Origin of the sequence: Stenotrophomonas pictorum JCM 9942, assembly GCF_001431585.1 — a bacterium.
Lineage (GTDB): Bacteria > Pseudomonadota > Gammaproteobacteria > Xanthomonadales > Xanthomonadaceae > Stenotrophomonas > Stenotrophomonas pictorum.
In genome coordinates, this window is record NZ_LLXS01000046.1 from 1 (window position 1) to 18,458 (window position 18,458).

The window sequence follows — 18,458 nt, forward strand, 5'->3', positions numbered from 1 at the left end:
GGTTTTGCGGGGGGATTACCTCATCATCGATAATCAGAAGAGGCAGCTTCGTGACTCGCTTCCTGACCAAAGGAAGCTTCCGGTCGTCCAAGATGGGCATTGATTCCGAATCCTGAATCGATTGATCTGCCACATGGTTCTGGATCCATGTAAGCAATCGAGCTAGTACCGACTTGTTTTTCTTGACAACAAACAGCCACGGCCGTTGCTCTGGCGATATGGAAAGCTGCTTGGCTGCACGACCACCAAAATCACCGGCGTTGGCCCGCGTGGTGGCACAGTTGGGCTTGATGGACATATCGGTATCGATGAGACCAACACCCACTCGTCGCAATATACCACTTTCGTTAGTGGCTTCGTACCCAAGAAAACCTTCTTCCAATCGAATTTGCGTTTGCGAACGTAGATTGTTGTGCAGTCCAGCCAGGACAATGATCACCTTGTATTGAGCGTCCGCGGCCTTGCATACCAAACCGGTGTAGCTTGCTGTCTTGCCTGATTGCACATGACCAACAACAAGGCCGCGTCGGCTCCAACTTCCCGACCGGCTGGGATCCTCAAGCATTCCCAGGATCTTATCCGTCGACTTGTCAAGCTTGTCAGCTATATCCCAAGAGAGATCATTTTCGACGAGCTCGCGATAGCGCTGCCAATAGCGCCAATCCTTTTTCCTAGCAGCATCAAGCCATGGCTCATGCCCCGTATCGTCATTGAGGCTGATGTCCTCACCAATCCAGATGCTGAATCTGCGGATCAATTCGTCAGTCACACTGTCCCGATCAAGACCCACCGACCATTTTGGATTCAGCATCAGGGCAATGTCGATCTTCTCGTGGATCAACGCCGAAGTGATGCCACCCTTGTCCTCCTCCTCTTGAAGAAGCATCTGGACAAATCGAATCGTCTTGCTTTCATTTGAGTCGCTCATGCGTATCCCCGGTTACATTCCATTGATTTCAGCAGGCAGCCCATGGACCAGATCGGCATGCAAATCGAAAGGCTCGGTCTTCAACAGCTTCTTTTTGGCCATCTCCGGTGACATCCCGGATTTGAGCACCAAGGTTCGGTACAGCCCCAAGAGGATCTTCTTGACGGATTCATCCGCCTCCCCTGTAAAACCGCCTTTTGCATGCTCACCTGATTCGGCTGCCTCAAGCCAGATTCGTTGGACAGGAATGGTCTCCTCCAACACCCGGAGCAATACTTCGACCCGCTCCCCCAATCCTCCGCCTTCATCCAATAATGACTTTATTACCGGATGGTTCCGATCGACGCGATACCGGCGACCGGATGCGAGCTCTTTGGACATCCACACCGATGCCAGATCCTCGACTCTTCCCGTTGACGAGTTGGATTGGGCACGATGCAGGAATACCTTCCTGGCTCTGTCCCGGGCATCTTCTGCCAATCGGGTCAATTGTTCCCTGAGTATTACAGGGGGATGCGCAGAGGACTTGCGAACGTCGATTTTCCAGTCGGCGTCGGTACTGTTTGGAATATCCAGTCGGATACGTGCGAGCCGATGTGCTTCATCCTTGGACCAGGACCTTCCGCGCCCCAAACCGAGCCAGCTTCCTGCGACCAGAAGCCTACGCCCCCTGTAGACATAGAAGCCCTGCTGTGAGGACCACCCCTCCGGACCACCTGCATCGAGATATGCCTTTTCGCCAAGACGATCCTTGTGGGGCAACACGAATGTCTGGGCAGTAACCTTCCAGCTTCCGCTACCCATCGGAGCTTCAGGAGATCGCCATGTGGCGGCATTCGCAGACAGGAACGGGTCCCATGGCTTCAGCGGACGATCGTTGATAAACAGCTCGAACCGGCCTCCACTTTGATCGAGGAATCTGTGGAACACCATCGACAGATGTGCTTCCACCCTGTCCACCAGATCATGGAAGTCCTGTTCCTTGTACGCCGGAGAAACTATTCGATCCAGCACTTCCCATAGGACAACCGTTCCACTCTCCTTGGCCCCTGACTGGGCCAACTTGGATTCCGAGCCCTCGTGTGCCCCCTCCAAAAGATGCCAGTTGCCCTGCGGATCATTGGCAAGAACATCAAGATCCCATCGCAGACAACTGGCGCTGCCAGTCTTGGTGCTTCCAACGGTGAGCCGCCTTGCCTGGGAGAACGATGCCGTCTTGAGGCCGAGCCCAAATCTCCCCAAATCGGAAGTCGAACGGTGATGAAGCGGATTCCTGTCTCCTAGCTTCATCGCGCTTTCAAGCTCAGCATCCGTCATACCGCACCCATCATCGGCAATCGTGATCCAGCTATCCAATCCAGACCAATGGAAATGGATAAAGACCCTTCCCGCCCCGGCGGAAATGCTGTTATCCACCAGGTCTGCCAGCGCAGTTTCGGTTGTATAGCCAAGGCCACGAAGTGCCTCAACCATCGCCGCCGCCTTGGGAGGTGCATCACGAAATCTCGCCGATCCTGATTGACCCACAGTCATTGGACTTCTGCTCCTACATATCCTCTCAATACCGCAATGATTCTTTGCGGGTGACGCAAGGCACTTAGTGCTTTATTTTCGATCTGACGTATCCGCTCTCTCGTGACGCCATACATCTGCCCGACTTCCTCAAGAGTCATCTCGGAACCATCCAAAAACCCGAATCGGTGCCGAATGACGCCGGCCTGCCTACCTTGAAGTTCATCGATGCCTGACTGGACGATCCGCTCCATCTCTGCTCGTTCCGCGAATGCAAAAGGATCAGCCGCCTCGTCGACAAACGACATCACAGCATCATGGTCTGAAAGTGAATCGCCCCATAGGGAGGCATCATCCACTATCGAGAAGACCTTCCGGATTTCAATTTCCGAGTATCCAGATGCACTCGACAGCTCGGAGATGGGCATTTCGCGCGGGGAATCGAAACCAGCCACCCGCGCCGACTTTGCGACCTTCCACAGTCGTTCCGTCATGTGCACTGGCACCCGAATGAGCCTTCCCTTGTCCGCGATCGAACGGGTTACGGCCTGCTTCAACCACCAGGTTGCATAGGTTGAAAACTTGTACCCGCGATGAAAATCAAATTTTTCGATAGCCCTTAGCAACCCCAGAAAAGCATCTTGGATACGATCCATCTGAGGAAGACTCGACCATCCGTACTTTGCAGAGACCGAAATAGCCAATCGCAGATTGGCCATGAACATCTCACGTTCCAAGCGGACCCCACGCTGAACGATATCGTTCAATTGGCAATTGTCGCTTCCGAGGGCAACTAGCGTGCCGTGTATTACCTTGATGCCAAGCAACGTCAGTTCCAGTTGCTCAAGCGTATCCATAGCCCTCTTGGAACACTCGACATCCCCCTTGTCCGAACATGAAAGGGCGGCTGTTTCCAACAGCGATGTGAACTTCGTTGCAACAAGGGCGTTGTCGCCCTCGCCCCCAACTTCATCCACACCCATACGGCTAATATTGCCAACTAGATAAGGGTTAGCGGCAATCATCCTCTTCAGCTCAAGAAGAGCAGCAACCACCTTGTCGTCACTTGAGATGACCCGGATCGCATCATTTACTGCCAATGAAATCAGCAGTCCGAGCCGCTCCTCGCCATCGCGGTCGAGCAAAACAGAATTCTCCACATCCCGGATCAAGTGAGAGAATGGATCATTCGTCTTGGCGGACAGGTCTCGCAAATACGCCCAATATTCTTCGGAAACATCATCCGGCTCGAATTTCTCGTCGACCAATGGGGCAAAAAGCCACTCGCCCCCCCCCTCATCGTGGAAGACCCCCAAATCACCCATCAACTGTTGCAGGTGTTGAGCGATTTCCTTTTCAGAATTTCCCCCTGCGTCCAGAGAAATCGCTTCGATCTGATTCTGCTCGTAGTAGCCGAGCTCCTCGGCCCGACCAATCAGCGTGGCAAGCAGAGACTGGATATCGTCCCTTTGCAGTTCGATGACTGTGGCCAAGCCACTTGGGTTTGGCAAATCAATTTTGATGTCTTCCCAACTGCCATCTTGGCTCGGGGCCTTGAACTTCAACGATTCTTTTTGCGCTTCGATGACCTGGGATCGGAGCGCTCCATCGTCCATCGGTGCCAAAACAACGGCATCCTCTTCCCATTCACCGAAAAAATCGGAATCCGACTCAGCATCTGGAGTGCAGCCGATGAGCGTCTCTTGCTCTTGCTCTCGCTCCGGTGCAGCGAGCTCTAGGAGCTCAACCACCTTTTGCCTGCCCGCAAGCCTCGCTGCATCAATCGCTGATGACCCGGAATCATCCTTTGCATTCCGGTCCGCGCCATGCTCAAGAAGCAACCGGCACAACTCAAGGTGCCCCTCCTGCGCCGCAAACATCAAGGGAGTGCGCCCGCGTTGGTCCACGGAATTAACGTCCCTACCATCCGCAAGATGGCTGGAAACCCATTCGACATCGCCCCGCTGTATGGCAGCTCGAAACAGGGGGTGCAAGACAGACTTGGGCACTGCTACCCACATCAGCAGCCACCTCCGGATCCGAAAATGGAAATCGAAACTTCCAGCTTCATATGCACAGAAGACCGATCCATGACTCCCCCAAGCCCTGTATCACTTCCTTAGAATCGACCAGACAACTTTGGCGATCTGCCGAGCCACCAAGGGCGGGACCGCATTGCCGACCTGTACGTATTGCTGGGTCCGGTTTCCGAGGAACAAGTAGTCGTCAGGAAAGGATTGCAGACGCGCAGCCTCGCGCACGGTCAGGCTTCTACACTGCCTGTAATCCCAATGAATGAAAGCATGACCATCCTTTGACAGGTGGCTGGTCACCGTATTGGACGGTCTGCCCTGAATCTGCACGCGGAACCGATCAGCAAAAGCGCCCGAATCCCAGTTTTCATGCTCTGGAGCCAGCTTCTTTGGGAACTCGCTGCTCGATGGCGAACAATGCATCGCTTTCGCATAGGCAGCACAGAACATGTAACGCCCGAGATCCGATTGCATGTGACCACGCGTCTCATGATTGAGAACAACAGTCTGCTTCCCTCTCAATCGGTCGGCATACTCGCTTGATGTGTTTCCATACTCGGTTGAACGGCGACCGAGGGTGTGTGCAGGACTGAGCTTCTTCAACCTCTCTGCCACGTCCGGCAGCGAACTACCCAAAGCACGAATCACACGATCTCGCTCGGACAACATGGCTTTGCGCCACTTCTCTTCATCATCTATCTGCCGGCTGAGGCCGCTACGCAGTTTTGGCAGACCAGCCAAGGCATTCTCCACGGATACCCGCTCCTTGACCACATCCAACCCTGGAAGCGTGGCAATCCCTGCGTGCATCAAGTCCTCGCGCACTCCCATGATGATCACCCGATGCCTCGCCTGGGCGGCACCATGATCCTCACAGCGAATAATGAATGCGCTCGGATCCTTTGCGACCAGTTCGCTTGATCGCTCCTGCCCCTCTCCTACGTGGATCGGAAGAAGCACGTATTTTCTGTCGCTTTTCCCTTCCTGTTTTGACCTTTGCAGGGCTGCTGCAGGATTGGACAGGTCGCGCATGATGGCCGAGAACATTTCCTTATTTCCGACCTTTGAGGTTAGTATCCCCTTCACGTTCTCCATGATGAAGATGGCGGGGGAGAAATCAGCCAGGATGCGGAGATACTGTTTGTAAAGAAAATGCTTCTTGTCGCCTTTGGTAAGAAAGCCATCCACATTCATCTGGCGGGAGCGACCAACAAGGGAATAGGCTTGGCAAGGAGGACCGCCGATCAGGATCATTTCATCGTAGTTGTCCCGCACCTTGCTGATGCGATCAAACAGGAGTTGATTGTCCTTCTCTTCTCCCAAAGTCAGGTTGAGCGCCTCCTCTTCAGCCTCCTTCCAAAGATCCTGCCAAGGCCCTACACCGAAATGGATCGCAGGTGGACTTGCATCACCCTTGGCAACTTCAGCCAAATAGTCGTAGTACGCTTGAGGGACGCCCCCCTCTTTCCTGACGAGCAATCGATAGAACGCCCTTAGCCGAAGCGTCGAGTGCGCCGATTTCTCCATTTCTGCGGATACAGCCAGTTCGAATGGATATGTCCCCGCATCCTTGTCGGTGCGGAAACTGCTGAATCCTTCACCCAGCCCACCTGGGCCGGCAAAGATGTCGATTACACCAATTGACTTGCGTGTTGCAGACAAAACGGGATTTCCTGAAATGGTTGATGTAATGGATGCCGGCACGCGCTCTGCGCTCATGTCACGGATCCAGGCCAAGAACACCAAGCCGGAACTGATCGTTCGGCGGCAGCTGTGGCGGTACGGCTATCGCTTCCACCTTCATGGCAGGAAGCTCCCCGGGAAACCAGATATCGTCCTGCCCAAATGGAAAGCAGTCGTCTTCGTGCATGGATGTTTCTGGCATCGGCACGAAGGGTGTCCGCACTTCCGCCTGCCCAAGACGAGAACACAATTCTGGGATGACAAGCTCAGGCGTAACAGGGAAAGAGATACTGCCGCTGTGGTGGCACTTGGAGAAATGCACTGGAGGGTCGCGATCGTCTGGGAGTGTTCGATCAGAGCCAATCATATCGCGGCAGTCGAGCAACTCTCCACCTGGCTTCGAGCCGGAAGCGGAAGCATGCAAATTGAAGTACTTGATGGCGTGATGGTTCAAGAACCAATCCCGACTGCCACCGGCTGAAACATGAAGCCGCTTGGAACCCATCATCCTGCCCCGCACCTTTTTTCGAAAGCGACCTTGGTCGAAGCACGTCTCAATGTCTGCGACTCGCCCCCTAGACCTGCTCATTTTAGTCACAATTCAAGGGATATCTCTTCGGCACAACTTGATTCTGTAACTTCAGATAGCCTTGGTGAAATCGACAGTTGCAGGAAAATGGCGAAACGCGAAAAAAAAGAAGGGCTGGGCTTTACAGCCCAGCCCTTCTTTTTCAACAGGCGTTCAAAGTCAAGAGTCGAACCTATATTTTTCCACGGGCGGCAAATTTCAAGTCTGCGGCCACAACTCACATATTCCGCCGATATTCCCCACCGACGTCATACAGCGCGTGGCTGATCTGACCGAGGCTATGGGTTTTGACCGCTTCGATCAACGCTTCGAAGACATTCTTACGGTCGCGGGCGGTTTTCTGCAGGTAGGCAAGGCCGTGGCCGTCGTGGATTTCACCGGCTGAGTCGCCCTGCCCGACTTCGTGGGCGTGCGAGGTTTCGCCCTTGGGGGCCAGTGCGTTGCGGTTGCGCTGCCAGGTGTGGACGTTTTCGATCTGCTGGCCCTTTTCTTCTTCGGTCGAGCGGATCAGTTCGATTTCGGTGGCCACTTCGCCGGCGTGTTCCTTGGGCAGGAACATGTTGACGCCGACCAGCGGCAGGCTGCCGTCGTGCTTCTTGTGTTCGTAGTAGAGCGACTCTTCCTGGATCTTGCCGCGCTGGTACATGGTGTCCATGGCGCCGAGCACGCCGCCGCGCTCGCTGATGGCTTCGAACTCCTTGTAGACGGCTTCCTCGACGATATCGGTGAGCTGATCGACGATGAAGCTGCCCTGCCAGGGGTTCTCGCAGAAGTTCAGCCCCAGCTCCTTGTTGATGATCATCTGGATAGCCACCGCGCGGCGCACGCTCTCTTCGGTGGGCGTGGTGATGGCCTCGTCGTAGGCGTTGGTGTGCAGGCTGTTGCAGTTGTCGAACAGCGCATACAGCGCCTGCAAGGTGGTGCGGATGTCGTTGAACTGGATTTCCTGCGCGTGCAGGGAACGGCCCGAGGTCTGGATGTGGTACTTCATCATCTGGCTGCGTTCGTTGGCGCCGTAGCGCTCACGCATGGCGCGTGCCCAAATACGGCGGGCGACGCGGCCGATGACGGTGTATTCCGGGTCCATGCCGTTGGAGAAGAAGAACGACAGGTTGGGCGCGAAGTCGTCGATGTGCATGCCACGGGCGAGGTAGTACTCGACGATGGTGAAACCGTTGGACAGGGTGAAAGCCAGCTGGCTGATCGGGTTCGCGCCGGCTTCGGCGATGTGATAGCCGGAGATGGACACCGAGTAGAAGTTGCGCACCTTGTTATCGACAAAGTACTGCTGGATGTCGCCCATCATGCGCAGCGCGAACTCGGTGGAGAAGATGCAGGTGTTCTGCGCCTGGTCTTCCTTGAGGATGTCGGCCTGCACGGTGCCGCGCACGGTGGACAGGGTTTGCGCCTTGATGCGGGCGTAGGTGTCGGCATCGACCAGCTGGTCGCCGGTGACGCCCAGCAGCGCCAGGCCCAGGCCGTTGTTGGTGGGCGGCAGTTCGCCGTGGTACTGCGGACGGGTGCGGCCTTCGAAGATTTTCGCGATCTTCGTCTCGGCTTCGGCCCAGCGCGCGGGATCTTCCTTCAGGTATTTCTCGACCTGCTGGTCGATGGCGGTGTTCATGAACATCGCCAGGATCATCGGCGCCGGGCCGTTGATGGTCATCGACACCGAGGTGGTGGGCGCGCACAGGTCGAAGCCGGAGTACAGCTTCTTCATGTCATCCAGGGTGGGGACGTTGACGCCGGAGTTGCCGATCTTGCCGTAGATGTCCGGGCGCGGCGCCGGGTCTTCGCCGTACAGGGTGACGGAATCGAAGGCGGTGGACAGGCGCGCGGCGGGCTGGCCGACACTCAGGTAATGGAAGCGGCGGTTGGTGCGCTCGGGCGTGCCTTCACCGGCAAACATGCGGATGGGATCTTCGCCGGCACGGCGGTACGGGTAGACGCCGCCGGTGTACGGGTAGGAGCCGGGCAGGTTTTCCTTCTGCAGGAACACCAGCAGCTCGCCCCAGCTGCGGTAGGTGGGCGCGGCGATCTTGGGGATGCGCTGGTGGGACAGCGATTCGCGGTAGTTCTCCACACGGATGGCCTTGCCGCGCACCTGGTATTCGGTGACGTCATCGGTGATGGATTTCAGCCGTGCCGGCCATTCGCGCAGCAGCCGCAGCGCTTCGGAATCCAGTGACTGCACCGCATCGTTGTAGCGCTGGCGCAGGGTGCGCAGGCTGGTATCGGCGTTGGCGTCGGTAAGCGCGTCGGCCGGGAACAGATCCAGCGCGGCCGGCAGTGCGGCATCGCCCAGTTCCTTGAGCGCCTGCCAGCAGCTCTGCGCGCGCTCGGCGATTTCGGCCTGCGAGTCGATGCGGGCGTTGATGCTTCGGCCCTGCTCGGCGATCTCGGCCAGGTAGCGCACGCGGCTGCCGGGAATCAGCACGGTGGCGCGTGGTTCCTTGAGCGTGGTGTCGATGCGGGGAATAAAACCGGGGTCAGAGTCCGGTTTTTCAGAAACAGGACTCTGACCCCGGTTTTTCTTCTCGTTCAACAGCCGGCACAGGTTGGCGAACATCCAGCTGATGCCAGGATCGTTGAACTGGCTGGCGATGGTCGGATAGACCGGCACGTCCTCGTCTTTCATGGTGAAAGCGACGCGGTTGCGCTTCCACTGCTTGCGCACATCACGCAGCGCGTCTTCGGCGCCGCGCTTGTCGTACTTGTTGAGCACCACCAGCTCGGCGTAATCGAGCATGTCGATCTTTTCCAGCTGGCTGGGCGCGCCGAAATCGCTGGTCATCACATACATCGGGAAATCGACCAGATCGACGATTTCCGAATCGCTCTGGCCGATGCCGGCGGTTTCGACGATGACCAGATCAAAATGCTGCGACTTCAGAAAGCCGATGCAGTCGCGCAGCACGGTGTTGATGGCCGCGTGCTGGCGGCGGGTGGCCATCGAGCGCATGTACACGCGCGGTGAGCGCAGCGAGTTCATGCGGATGCGGTCGCCCAGCAGCGCGCCACCGGTGCGGCGGCGGGTGGGATCGACCGAGATCACCGCGATGCGCATGGCCGGGAAGTTGGCCAGGAAGCGGTTGAGCAGTTCATCGGTGACCGAGGACTTGCCGGCGCCGCCGGTGCCGGTGATGCCGATGACCGGCGTCTTGCCGGAGGCGAGCTGCCACTGCTTGCGCAGGTGCGCCAGCTCGGCCTCGCTGTAGTTGCCGTCTTCCAGCTGCGAGAGCACGCGGCCGATGCCGATCTCGTCGCCCTGGGCCGGGGCCTCGTCCACCGCATCGCGGGCGTGGGCATCGCGTGCGCTGCCGGCACGGGCGACCACGTCCTCGATCATCTCCACCAGCCCCATCTTCATGCCGTCGTTGGGATGGTAGATGCGCTCCACACCATAGGCCTGCAGCTCGCGGATCTCTTCCGGGGTGATGGTGCCGCCACCGCCGCCGAACACCTTGATGTGGCCGGCGCCGCGCTCCTTGAGCATGTCCACCATGTACTTGAAGTACTCCACGTGGCCGCCCTGGTAGGACGACAGCGCGATGGCGTCGGCATCTTCCTGCAGTGCGGCCCGTACCACGTCCTCGACACTGCGGTTGTGGCCCAGGTGGATGACCTCCGCGCCCTGCGCCTGGATCAGCCGGCGCATGATGTTGATGGCCGCATCGTGGCCATCGAACAGGCTGGCGGCGGTGACAAAGCGCAGGGGGGTGCGGCCCGGATCGAGCATGGGGGGCTGGACCTGCGGAACGTGGGGGGCGGGAGTACTCATGGGCCGTACGACATCCTGTTTCTGTTGAAACCGATGATAGAACCGGGGGCGTGAGAGGTCAGGTTGCAGCGCAGCGTGACCTTTGCGGTTTTTGCAGGCGCCGGCCGCGCTTGCGCCTGCCCCCGGGGTTCCCCCGATTTGCGGCCCTGGGAGTGCGTGATAACTATCTGCCCCGAAGAACATCTGCCTTCGGGGGAGCAGGCATCGCATGTCACGTTCTACGGCAACACTGCAACTGGCTTCACTGGACGACTACCACCAGCAACTGGTGCGCATGCTGTTGCAGATTCTGGAGCCCCGCCTGCACCACCGTTGGCAGACCCTGGCCGGCGGCGACGCCGACGCCTATCTGGTCGATACCGGGTGCAGCGCCGGGCAGCAGCAGTTGGGGCAGCTGCTGGCCGGGCAACGCGGTGGTTGCGTGATCACCCTGGGCGAGGACACCACCACGGGCGTGTTCTGGCAGCTGCCCAAGCCGCTGCGACTGAATGGGTTGCTGACCGCGCTCAATGCGTTCTCCAGCCAGGCCCCGGTGACGCCCGCCGTCGTGGCGCCCGCCGTCGCGGCCGGCAGCTGCCGGTACCGGCTGATCGAATGGCCGGCGCTGGAGCGCGGCATGGACCACCCCGATGAACTGCGTCTGCTGTCGGTGCTGTCACGCCGTGCGCTGTCGTGCGCGGAGATCGCGAACATGCTGGACCTGTCGGCCAGCCGCGTGACCGCGATCGTGCAGCGGCTGGACGCGGACGGGCTGCTGTCGCGCGAGGCGGCAACACCGGTGATCACAGCGGTTCCTGCGACACCGCCGCCGCGTGACCGCGGCCTGATCTCGCTGCTGCGCCGCCGCTTCGGTCTGTAAGCCATGCACCCTCACAAATTCCTGTTCGTCGGCGCGCCCGGCGCCGGCAAGACCACGGCCATCGCCGCGGTCAGCGACATCGCCCCGCTGTGCACCGATGTGCCCTCCTCCGAGGAGGACCGGCAGACCACGGTAGCGCTGGATTTCGGCGAGACCCGGCTGGGCGAGGACCTGCGCTTGGGCCTGTACGGCGTGCCGGGGCAGCAGCGGTTCGAGTTCCTGTGGCCGGTGCTGGCGCCGGGCACGCTGGGCGTGCTGTTGCTGCTGGACGCGCGCGATGCGCCCGACGGCGAGCGCGTCCAGTGGCTGCTGCAGCGCTGCGGCGAACATCTTTCCCATGCCGAACTGGTGGTGGGCATCACCCATGGCGATCTGCCCGGTGCCCATCCGCCCGCACGTTTCATCCCCCCGCTGGCCGCCTGCGGGATCGACGCCCCGGTGCTGGCCGTGGATACCCGCGTGCCCACGCAGGTGCAGTCGCTGCTGCGCGTGCTGGTGGCCCGCATCGAATCCCAGGCCCTGCTGTCATGACACTGCTTCCTCCTGTCTCCTCGCGTCCTGCGTTCTCCGCCCCCGCCCTGCCCACCGCCGCCTGCCAGCAGCTGTTGCAGGAATTCCTGGACGGCCCCTGCGACGTGCGTGCGGCCCTGGTGGCCACGGCCGATGGCCGCCTGATCGCCGTGGCCAGCCGCATCGAGTTCGAGCCCTCGCGCATTGCCGCCATCGGCGGTTCGATGCTGGCGCTGTCTGAAGCCTGCGCCCGCGAACTGGGCCACGGCACCTGCCGCAACAGCCTGATCGACTGCGAGCTGGGGATGACCGTGATCCTGCGCGTGGGCGCACCGCAGGGCGGCTGGGCGCTGACCACCATCGGTACGCGCGGCAGCAGCCTGGGCCTGCTGTTCAACCATTCCAAACAGCTGGCCGAACAGCTGGCGGTCGTCGCCGCGCAATCGCACTCCCTCACCCCACGCGTTTCCCTCCCTCTTGCCTAAGGAAGTCACCCGATGAGCCTCTCCCAGACCTGCCAGACCATCCTCGAAAAAGTGGACGACGGTTTGGCCTGTGCCCTGATCGACCTGGAGTCCGGCCTGCTGCTGGGTATCCACAACCGCGCCACCCACCTCACCGAGGCCTATCTGGACGCGGTGGCCGCCGCCTCGGTGGAGATGTTCCGCGGCCGCAACGTGCGGGTGGTGGAAGACATGATTTCCCAGCATCGCGGCGACGAATCGATGCGGATGATCCAGGAGATCCAGATGTCCACCGAACGCACCTATCACTTCATGAGCGTGCTGCCGGAAAAGAAGCACATGCTGGCGATGCTGATCACCGGGCGGCGTACCAATCTGGGTATGGGCTGGGCCACGCTGCGCGCCGGCCTGCCGGAGCTGTCGCGTTACTGCCCCTGAGGTGACAGGCCGCCCCGGCCACCGCGGCCGGGGCGGCCTCCCGGAAGGCCCGTAGACATCGCTTCGGAGGGAATGCTTTAGAATGGCGCCCGCGACCAAGTCACTCACCCCGACGACGTCGCATTTTTGTTTTATGGACCGCCATTTGGCTGCACGATCACGGACGTTGCCGCAGTAGCGCAATCGGAGCTTCCATGCTTTTCGAAACCCTCGAGACCTCTGGCCACGAACAGGTCGTGTTCTGCCACAACCGCGACGCCGGCCTGAAGGCCATCATCGCGATCCACAACACCACGCTCGGCCCGGCACTGGGTGGCGTGCGCATGCGCCCCTATGCCAGCTCCGACGATGCGCTGCGTGATGTGCTGCGACTCAGCCGCACCATGACCTACAAGAACGCGCTGGCCGGCTTGAATGTGGGCGGCGGCAAGGCGGTGATCATCGGCGACCCGAAGGTCGACAAGAGCGAGGTGCTGTTGCGCGCGTTCGGCCGCCAGGTCGAGGCGCTGGGCGGGCGTTACATCACCGCCGAAGACGTGGGCACCGACGTCAACGACATGGAGAACATCTACCTGGAAACCGGTTTCGTGACCGGTGTGCACCAGGCCCATGGCGGTTCCGGCGATCCGGCGCCGTTCACCGCCTACGGCGCGCTGCAGGCGCTGATGGCCTCGCTCAACCGCAAGTTCGGCCATGAGGAAGTGGGCAAGGTCAGCATCGCGGTGCAGGGCCTGGGCCATATCGGCATGGAGCTGGTGAAGCTGCTGCGCGAGCGCGGCGCCAAGCTCTACGTGACCGACCTGGACCCGGTGCTGGTGCAGCGCGCGGTGACCGAATACGGCTGCGAGGCGGTCAAGCCCGATGCGATCTACGACGTGGCCGCCGACGTGTTCGCGCCGTGCGCGATGGAAGGTGGCATCGGCCTGGAGACGCTGGATCGGCTCAAGGCCAAGGTGATCTGCGGCACCGCCAACAACCAGCTGGCCAGCCATGCGGTGGGCGATGAACTGTTCAAGCGTGGCGTGCTGTGGGCGCCGGACTACGCGGTCAATGCCGGCGGCGTGATGAATGTGGCGCTGGAGATCGACGGTTACAACCGCGAGCGGGCGATGCGGCAGATCCGCAGCATCTATCACAACCTGGGCAAGATCTTCGACCAGTCCGAGCGCGAGGGCATCTCGCCACAGCGCGCGGCCGACCGCATCGCCGAAGCCCGGATCGAGGCTATTGGCAAGCTGAAGATGCCGATGGGCCGGGCGACGCCACGCATGAACCGCCTGCGCGGCGAGTAGAGCGTGGGCTGATACGGAAAAAGGCGGGCGAGCGATCGCCCGCCTTTTTTGTTGCCCGTTACAGCAACCTCAGAACGCCTGCTGCAGGCGCAGCGACAGCTGCCGGTTGTCGCCGCGCGGGCCGAAGCGCTGGTCATAGCCCCACGACAGCCGGGCGTTGCGCGTCAGCCAGGTGTCAACCGACACCCCGAACAGGCCGCCCGAGCGCGCCGGCTGCAGGCCGTCCAGCGGCGCCCAGGCATCGACCCCGGTAAAGCCGGTGCGCAGGCTCAGGCCCTCGCTCGACACCGCCTGCTGCCATTCGACGTAGCCATTGAGTGCCAAGCCACGCCACTGGTGCTGGCCGCGCAGCCCGGCCAGGGCCTGCGTGCGCTGGCTGCTCCAGTCATTGGCGCGCAGGCCGAACCCGTAGCCGCCCTGCTCGTGGAAGGCATCGCTGTCGATGCGGGTGTATTCGGCCCCCAGATAGGGGGTCAGCGTGGCCGCGCCGTGGCCGAAGCGATAGCCGGCCTCGACGCTGCCGGACAGGAAGCGGCCGCCATAGCGGGCCTGCACGCCGGCGCGTTCGCCACCGAGCAGTAGGCCGCGGTCCAGTTCGCGCTGGTACTGGCCGAAGCCGGCCTGGCCCAGCACATAGGCGCTGTCGTGGTGCCAGCCGGCATAGAGCTGGCTCTGGGTCTGGCGGTCACGGCTGCGGTCCTGCGCGATGCCGGCGGTGGTGTTGGCGCGGGTTTCACCGAAGGCGAAGCCCAGCACCGCGTTGCCGCCCAGTGACGCCTCGCGCCCCAGCATCCAGCCACCGACGCTGTAGTCGCTGCCCAGATAACCGCCCTGCCCGCCATTGCCGAGCGAGCGCATCCACGCCCCGCCGGTTGCCGCAGCGCCGGCCTGCTCGTCGAACTGCGCCGACAGCGCGCGACGGTTCATGTCGATGCTGTCGAAGGTCATCGCCGTGGCGGTGGCATGGGCTTCGCCGGAGATGCTGCGCAGCGTGGCCGCGGCGGCCTGCTCGCTGGGACTGTGCTGGATCGCGCCGGCGCCACGGATGACCCCGTCGGCGATCGGCCCGGTCCCGCGGCCCTGCTGGGCATCGATCTGCTGGAAGGCCGATTCCACGCGCAAGGCCGCACCCAGCGCCTGCGGGGTGATGCTGCGCATCGACAAGGCCGCGGCGGTGACATCCAGCCGGCTGATATCCAGCCATGCCTGGTTCGCGCTGTAGCCCGGCACAGCGGTCAGCAGCACGCCCGGTGCCGAGGTCAGTGCATCGAAGGTGCCGCTCAGTCCGCCATCGGCGGTCAGCACGTACTCGCGCGCCTGATGCACATAACCACTACGCACCCCGAGCACGTGCAGGCCGCCACCCTGCAGCGTGGCCTGGCCCTTGACCAGCAGCTGGCCATAGCCGACGGTCAGGTCCAGCCGGCCGCCGGCCTGCTGGGTGTAATCGCCTTCGATGCGGATACCGCCCTGCGCCGCACCGGCGCTGTCGATTTCCACGATGCCGGCGTTGCTCAGGTTCTTCCCCAGCCATGCGGTGCCGGCCAGGCGACCGCCGTTCTCGACGATGACGTCGGAGGCGCGCAGATCGCCGGCCACCGCCAGCGTGCCCTGCTGGACGCGGGTGGTGCCGGTGTAATCCAGAGGCAGACCCGCGTGCCCCAGCACCAGGCTGCCGCTGCCGCGTTTGATCAGGCCACCGCTGCCGGTGATGGGGTTGCTCCAGGTCGAGCTGCCGGCCAGGTTGACGGTGACATCGCCCCAGTCGAACTTGCCCGGGCCATTGACCGCCTTGCCCACGTTCAACAGCCCATAGCCGAACACCGCGTCGGGCCCGGCCTCACCCAGGTCGGTGGCGGTGCCCAGCAGGGTCTGTCGCACCAGATCGTTGTTGAAATACGGGAAGGCCTGCCACACCAGCGCCGCCGCCCCGGACACCAGCGGCGCCGCATACGAGGTGCCGCTGCCGTAGAAGTACTGCAGGTTGCCGGCGGTGCTTTGGTGGCCGATGAACAGCGCGGTGCCCGGCGCCACCAGACAGTAGCTCTTCGCCACGCCGCAGGCGTTGGAGTAGTAAGCCAGCTTGTCCGGATTGGCCGTATCCACCGCCGCCACCGCCAGCCAGCCGCGCTCCAGGTCGGCCGCCGGCAGCGTGCCATTGGTGCCGGCCTTGCTCGGCAGCGCCGCCATGTCGGAAGGATTGGACCGCGATTCGTTGCCGGTGGCGAACACCACCAGACCGTCGTTGCTGGTGATGAAGGGCCGGTACTCGGCGGCGATCGGCGCGGTGGCGGAAGTGCGGGTCCAGTACAGCCCGCCCCAGGAGTTGTTCATGATGCGCGCGCCGGCGCGGATCAGGTCGTCGTGGATCGGCGCCAGCCCCAGTGCGCCGGTGACCTCGTTGCCCTGGCCGGAGCCGTCATCGACCGGCGCCTTGTCGGCGATGATCCGCGCCGACACGATCTGCGCGCCCGGTGCGATACCCCCGGGCCACTGTCCAGCCGCCGCACCGGCGGCCAGCTGCGCCACCGTGGTGCCATGCCCGACCACGTCGTCGATATTGGCGTTGTTCTTGGCCGGGTCCAGATAGAAATAGTTGGCGACCACGCGCCCGGCCAGCGTCGGGTGGTTGCGCATCACCCCCGAATCGATCACGCCGATCCGGTAGCCGGCACCGGTCAGCCCCATCGCCTGCGCGGCCTTGGCATTGGTCAGGGCCAGATGCGCGTCCATCGCCGGTTGCGGCGTGGGCGGTGGCGGCGCAGGAGGTGTGGGCGGTGGCGGAGTTGTCGGTGGCGGGGTTGTCGGCGGTGGCGCGCTAGGCGGCGGCGATACCGGGGGCGTGGGCTTGGTCCCACCGCCCCCTCCGCAGGCGCCCAGCACCAACGCCAGCGCGCTGGCCAACACATTGCGTCCCCACACCTTGCTGTTCATTCCCAGCCCCACTCCCCAGTTGGTTGCTATTGCCAATTCAGGTCTTGCCGGCCGCCGGCCGCGCGATGGCGAACATCTATACTGCAACGACAATCCGCTGTCTCCCGGGATGTGCCGTTGGTCCAATGGGCGGACATCCGGAGACATTCGATAATTGCCGCAAGGTATAACCGAGATTGCCCATGTCCGACATCGTCATCGCCGCCGCCAAGCGCACCGCTATTGGCTCCTTCCTTGGCCAGTTCAACGGCGTCCCCACCCCGACCCTCGGCGCGACCGCCATCAGCGCCGCGATGGCGCAGTCCGGCATCCCCGCCGCCGATGTCTGCGAAGTGATCATGGGCTGCGTGCTGCCGGCCAACCTGGGCCAGGCACCCGCCCGCCAGGCTTCGCTGGCCGCCGGTCTGCCGACCAGCGCCGGCGCCACCACCCTCAACAAGGTGTGCGGCTCGGGCATGAAGGCGATCATGCTCGGCCATGACCTGATCAAGGCCGGCTCGGCCAGCATCGTGGTCGCCGGCGGCATGGAATCGATGTCCAACGCCCCGCACATGCTGCCGAACTCGCGCACCGGCAACCGCTACGGCAACTTCCAGGCCGTGGATCACATGGCCTGGGACGGTCTGACCAATCCCTACGACGGCCAGTCGATGGGCGTGTTCGCCGAAGCGGCCGTGGCAAAGTTCAGCTTCAGCCGCGAAGAGCAGGACGCCTACGCGATCGAATCGGTCAAGCGCGCCCAGACCGCACAGGCCAGCGGTGCGTTCAACGACGAGATCGTCGCGGTGAAGGTCGCCACCCGCAAGGGTGACGTTGAATTCGACCAGGACGAACAGCCGGGCAAGTCGGACGTCGCCAAGATCCCGACCCTGCGTCCGGCATTCAAGAAGGACGGCAGCGTCACCGCCGCCAGTTCCTCGAGCATTTCCGACGGTGCCGCCGCCGTGGTGCTGCTGTCGGCCGACGACGCCGCCAGGCGGGGTGTGCAGCCGCTGGCCCGCATCGCCGCACATGCCACCTTCTCGCAGGAACCGGAGTGGTTCACCACCGCCCCGATCGGCGCGATCGGCAAAGTGCTGGAAAAAGCCGGCTGGGATATCGCCGAGGTGGACCTGTTCGAGATCAACGAGGCATTCGCCGTTGTGGCCATGGCGCCGATCCGCGAACTGGGCATTCCGCATGCCAAGGTCAACGTCAATGGCGGGGCCTGTGCGCTCGGTCATCCGATCGGTGCATCGGGTGCGCGTCTGGTGGTTACGCTGGTAAACGCCTTGCGCACGCGCGGCCTCAAGCGTGGCGTCGCATCGCTTTGCATTGGTGGTGGCGAAGCAACCGCTATCGCCATCGAATTGATCTGATTGGAAAATTTCAGACTTTCGCAAATATGAATGCGGAGTCGCTTGACAGCCCAAATGGGATTGTCATCATGTTCCCG

Annotated in this window: 12 protein-coding genes and 1 pseudogene; 7 read left to right on the forward strand and 6 right to left on the reverse strand. The window is 61.9% G+C overall.

Going from position 1 to position 18,458, the window contains the following annotated elements:
- The 4 genes and pseudogenes from ARC78_RS13890 to ARC78_RS13905 form a co-directional block, all read right to left on the reverse strand.
- Positions 1-928 (reverse strand): annotated as a pseudogene (locus ARC78_RS13890) (endonuclease); the annotation flags it as partial.
- 12 nt (positions 929-940) lie between these two features.
- Entirely contained in the window at positions 941-2,461 is a 1,521-nt protein-coding gene (locus ARC78_RS13895; RefSeq protein ID WP_199398921.1) for an ATP-binding protein, read from the reverse strand.
- Positions 2,458-4,461 (reverse strand): sigma-70 family RNA polymerase sigma factor, encoded by a 2,004-nt coding sequence (locus ARC78_RS13900; RefSeq protein WP_054657533.1) that lies wholly within the window; start codon positions 4,459-4,461, stop codon positions 2,458-2,460. The genes ARC78_RS13895 and ARC78_RS13900 overlap by 4 nt, the downstream gene beginning before the upstream one ends.
- Before the next feature lie 90 nt (positions 4,462-4,551).
- Positions 4,552-6,192: a DNA cytosine methyltransferase gene (locus tag ARC78_RS13905; RefSeq protein ID WP_083468385.1), complete on the reverse strand. Its 1,641-nt coding sequence runs from the start codon at positions 6,190-6,192 to the stop codon at positions 4,552-4,554.
- On the opposite strand from ARC78_RS13905, the gene ARC78_RS13910 reads away from it, so the two are divergent.
- Positions 6,191-6,637, forward strand: a complete 447-nt coding sequence (locus tag ARC78_RS13910) for a very short patch repair endonuclease (RefSeq protein ID WP_241772751.1) — start codon at positions 6,191-6,193, stop codon at positions 6,635-6,637. The two genes, ARC78_RS13905 and ARC78_RS13910, sit on opposite strands and share 2 nt — an antisense overlap.
- Before the next feature lie 325 nt (positions 6,638-6,962).
- Here the strand turns inward: ARC78_RS13910 and ARC78_RS13915 are convergent, their stop codons facing one another.
- On the reverse strand, positions 6,963-10,526 hold the full coding sequence (locus tag ARC78_RS13915; RefSeq protein WP_057506513.1) for a methylmalonyl-CoA mutase family protein: 3,564 nt from the start codon (positions 10,524-10,526) through the stop codon (positions 6,963-6,965).
- Between the two features lie 208 nt (positions 10,527-10,734).
- Here ARC78_RS13915 and ARC78_RS13920 point away from each other — a divergent pair, with 208 nt between their 5' ends.
- From ARC78_RS13920 to ARC78_RS13940, 5 genes are all read left to right on the forward strand, one after another.
- Positions 10,735-11,385 carry a winged helix-turn-helix domain-containing protein gene (locus ARC78_RS13920; RefSeq protein WP_054657526.1) on the forward strand — a complete coding sequence of 217 codons (651 nt, stop codon included), beginning with the start codon at positions 10,735-10,737 and terminating at the stop codon, positions 11,383-11,385.
- Positions 11,386-11,388: 3 nt separating this feature from the next.
- Positions 11,389-11,916 carry a GTP-binding protein gene (locus tag ARC78_RS13925; RefSeq protein WP_054657524.1) on the forward strand — a complete coding sequence of 176 codons (528 nt, stop codon included), beginning with the start codon at positions 11,389-11,391 and terminating at the stop codon, positions 11,914-11,916.
- Positions 11,913-12,380, forward strand: coding sequence for a roadblock/LC7 domain-containing protein (locus tag ARC78_RS13930; protein ID WP_054657522.1), 468 nt, complete (start codon positions 11,913-11,915; stop codon positions 12,378-12,380). Before ARC78_RS13925 ends, ARC78_RS13930 begins: the two co-directional genes overlap by 4 nt.
- 12 nt (positions 12,381-12,392) lie before the next feature.
- Positions 12,393-12,797, forward strand: a complete 405-nt coding sequence (locus ARC78_RS13935) for a hypothetical protein (protein WP_054657520.1) — start codon at positions 12,393-12,395, stop codon at positions 12,795-12,797.
- A 194-nt stretch (positions 12,798-12,991) separates the two neighbouring features.
- Positions 12,992-14,089: a Glu/Leu/Phe/Val dehydrogenase dimerization domain-containing protein gene (locus ARC78_RS13940; RefSeq protein ID WP_054657518.1), complete on the forward strand. Its 1,098-nt coding sequence runs from the start codon at positions 12,992-12,994 to the stop codon at positions 14,087-14,089.
- A gap of 69 nt (positions 14,090-14,158) precedes the next feature.
- Here ARC78_RS13940 and ARC78_RS13945 read toward each other — a convergent pair whose 3' ends face one another.
- Positions 14,159-17,023 (reverse strand): S8 family serine peptidase, encoded by a 2,865-nt coding sequence (locus ARC78_RS13945; RefSeq protein ID WP_057506514.1) that lies wholly within the window; start codon positions 17,021-17,023, stop codon positions 14,159-14,161.
- Between the two features lie 182 nt (positions 17,024-17,205).
- On the opposite strand from ARC78_RS13945, the gene ARC78_RS13950 reads away from it, so the two are divergent.
- Positions 17,206-18,381, forward strand: coding sequence for a thiolase family protein (locus ARC78_RS13950; protein WP_054660672.1), 1,176 nt, complete (start codon positions 17,206-17,208; stop codon positions 18,379-18,381).
- The last annotated feature ends 77 nt before the right edge of the window (positions 18,382-18,458 follow it).

What these genes read in the sequence shown, in the direction of transcription:
- ARC78_RS13895 (WP_199398921.1), bottom strand. Translation starts at nt 2,461, where the DNA reads ATGACTGTGGGTCAATCAGGATCGGCGAGATTTCGTGATGCACCTCCC.
- ARC78_RS13900 (WP_054657533.1), bottom strand. Translation starts at nt 4,461, where the DNA reads ATGTGGGTAGCAGTGCCCAAGTCTGTCTTGCACCCCCTGTTTCGAGCT.
- ARC78_RS13910 (WP_241772751.1), top strand. Translation starts at nt 6,191, where the DNA reads ATGTCACGGATCCAGGCCAAGAACACCAAGCCGGAACTGATCGTTCGG.
- ARC78_RS13905 (WP_083468385.1), bottom strand. Translation starts at nt 6,192, where the DNA reads ATGAGCGCAGAGCGCGTGCCGGCATCCATTACATCAACCATTTCAGGA.
- ARC78_RS13915 (WP_057506513.1), bottom strand. Translation starts at nt 10,526, where the DNA reads ATGAGTACTCCCGCCCCCCACGTTCCGCAGGTCCAGCCCCCCATGCTC.
- ARC78_RS13920 (WP_054657526.1), top strand. Translation starts at nt 10,735, where the DNA reads ATGTCACGTTCTACGGCAACACTGCAACTGGCTTCACTGGACGACTAC.
- ARC78_RS13925 (WP_054657524.1), top strand. Translation starts at nt 11,389, where the DNA reads ATGCACCCTCACAAATTCCTGTTCGTCGGCGCGCCCGGCGCCGGCAAG.
- ARC78_RS13930 (WP_054657522.1), top strand. Translation starts at nt 11,913, where the DNA reads ATGACACTGCTTCCTCCTGTCTCCTCGCGTCCTGCGTTCTCCGCCCCC.
- ARC78_RS13935 (WP_054657520.1), top strand. Translation starts at nt 12,393, where the DNA reads ATGAGCCTCTCCCAGACCTGCCAGACCATCCTCGAAAAAGTGGACGAC.
- ARC78_RS13940 (WP_054657518.1), top strand. Translation starts at nt 12,992, where the DNA reads ATGCTTTTCGAAACCCTCGAGACCTCTGGCCACGAACAGGTCGTGTTC.
- ARC78_RS13945 (WP_057506514.1), bottom strand. Translation starts at nt 17,023, where the DNA reads ATGAACAGCAAGGTGTGGGGACGCAATGTGTTGGCCAGCGCGCTGGCG.
- ARC78_RS13950 (WP_054660672.1), top strand. Translation starts at nt 17,206, where the DNA reads ATGTCCGACATCGTCATCGCCGCCGCCAAGCGCACCGCTATTGGCTCC.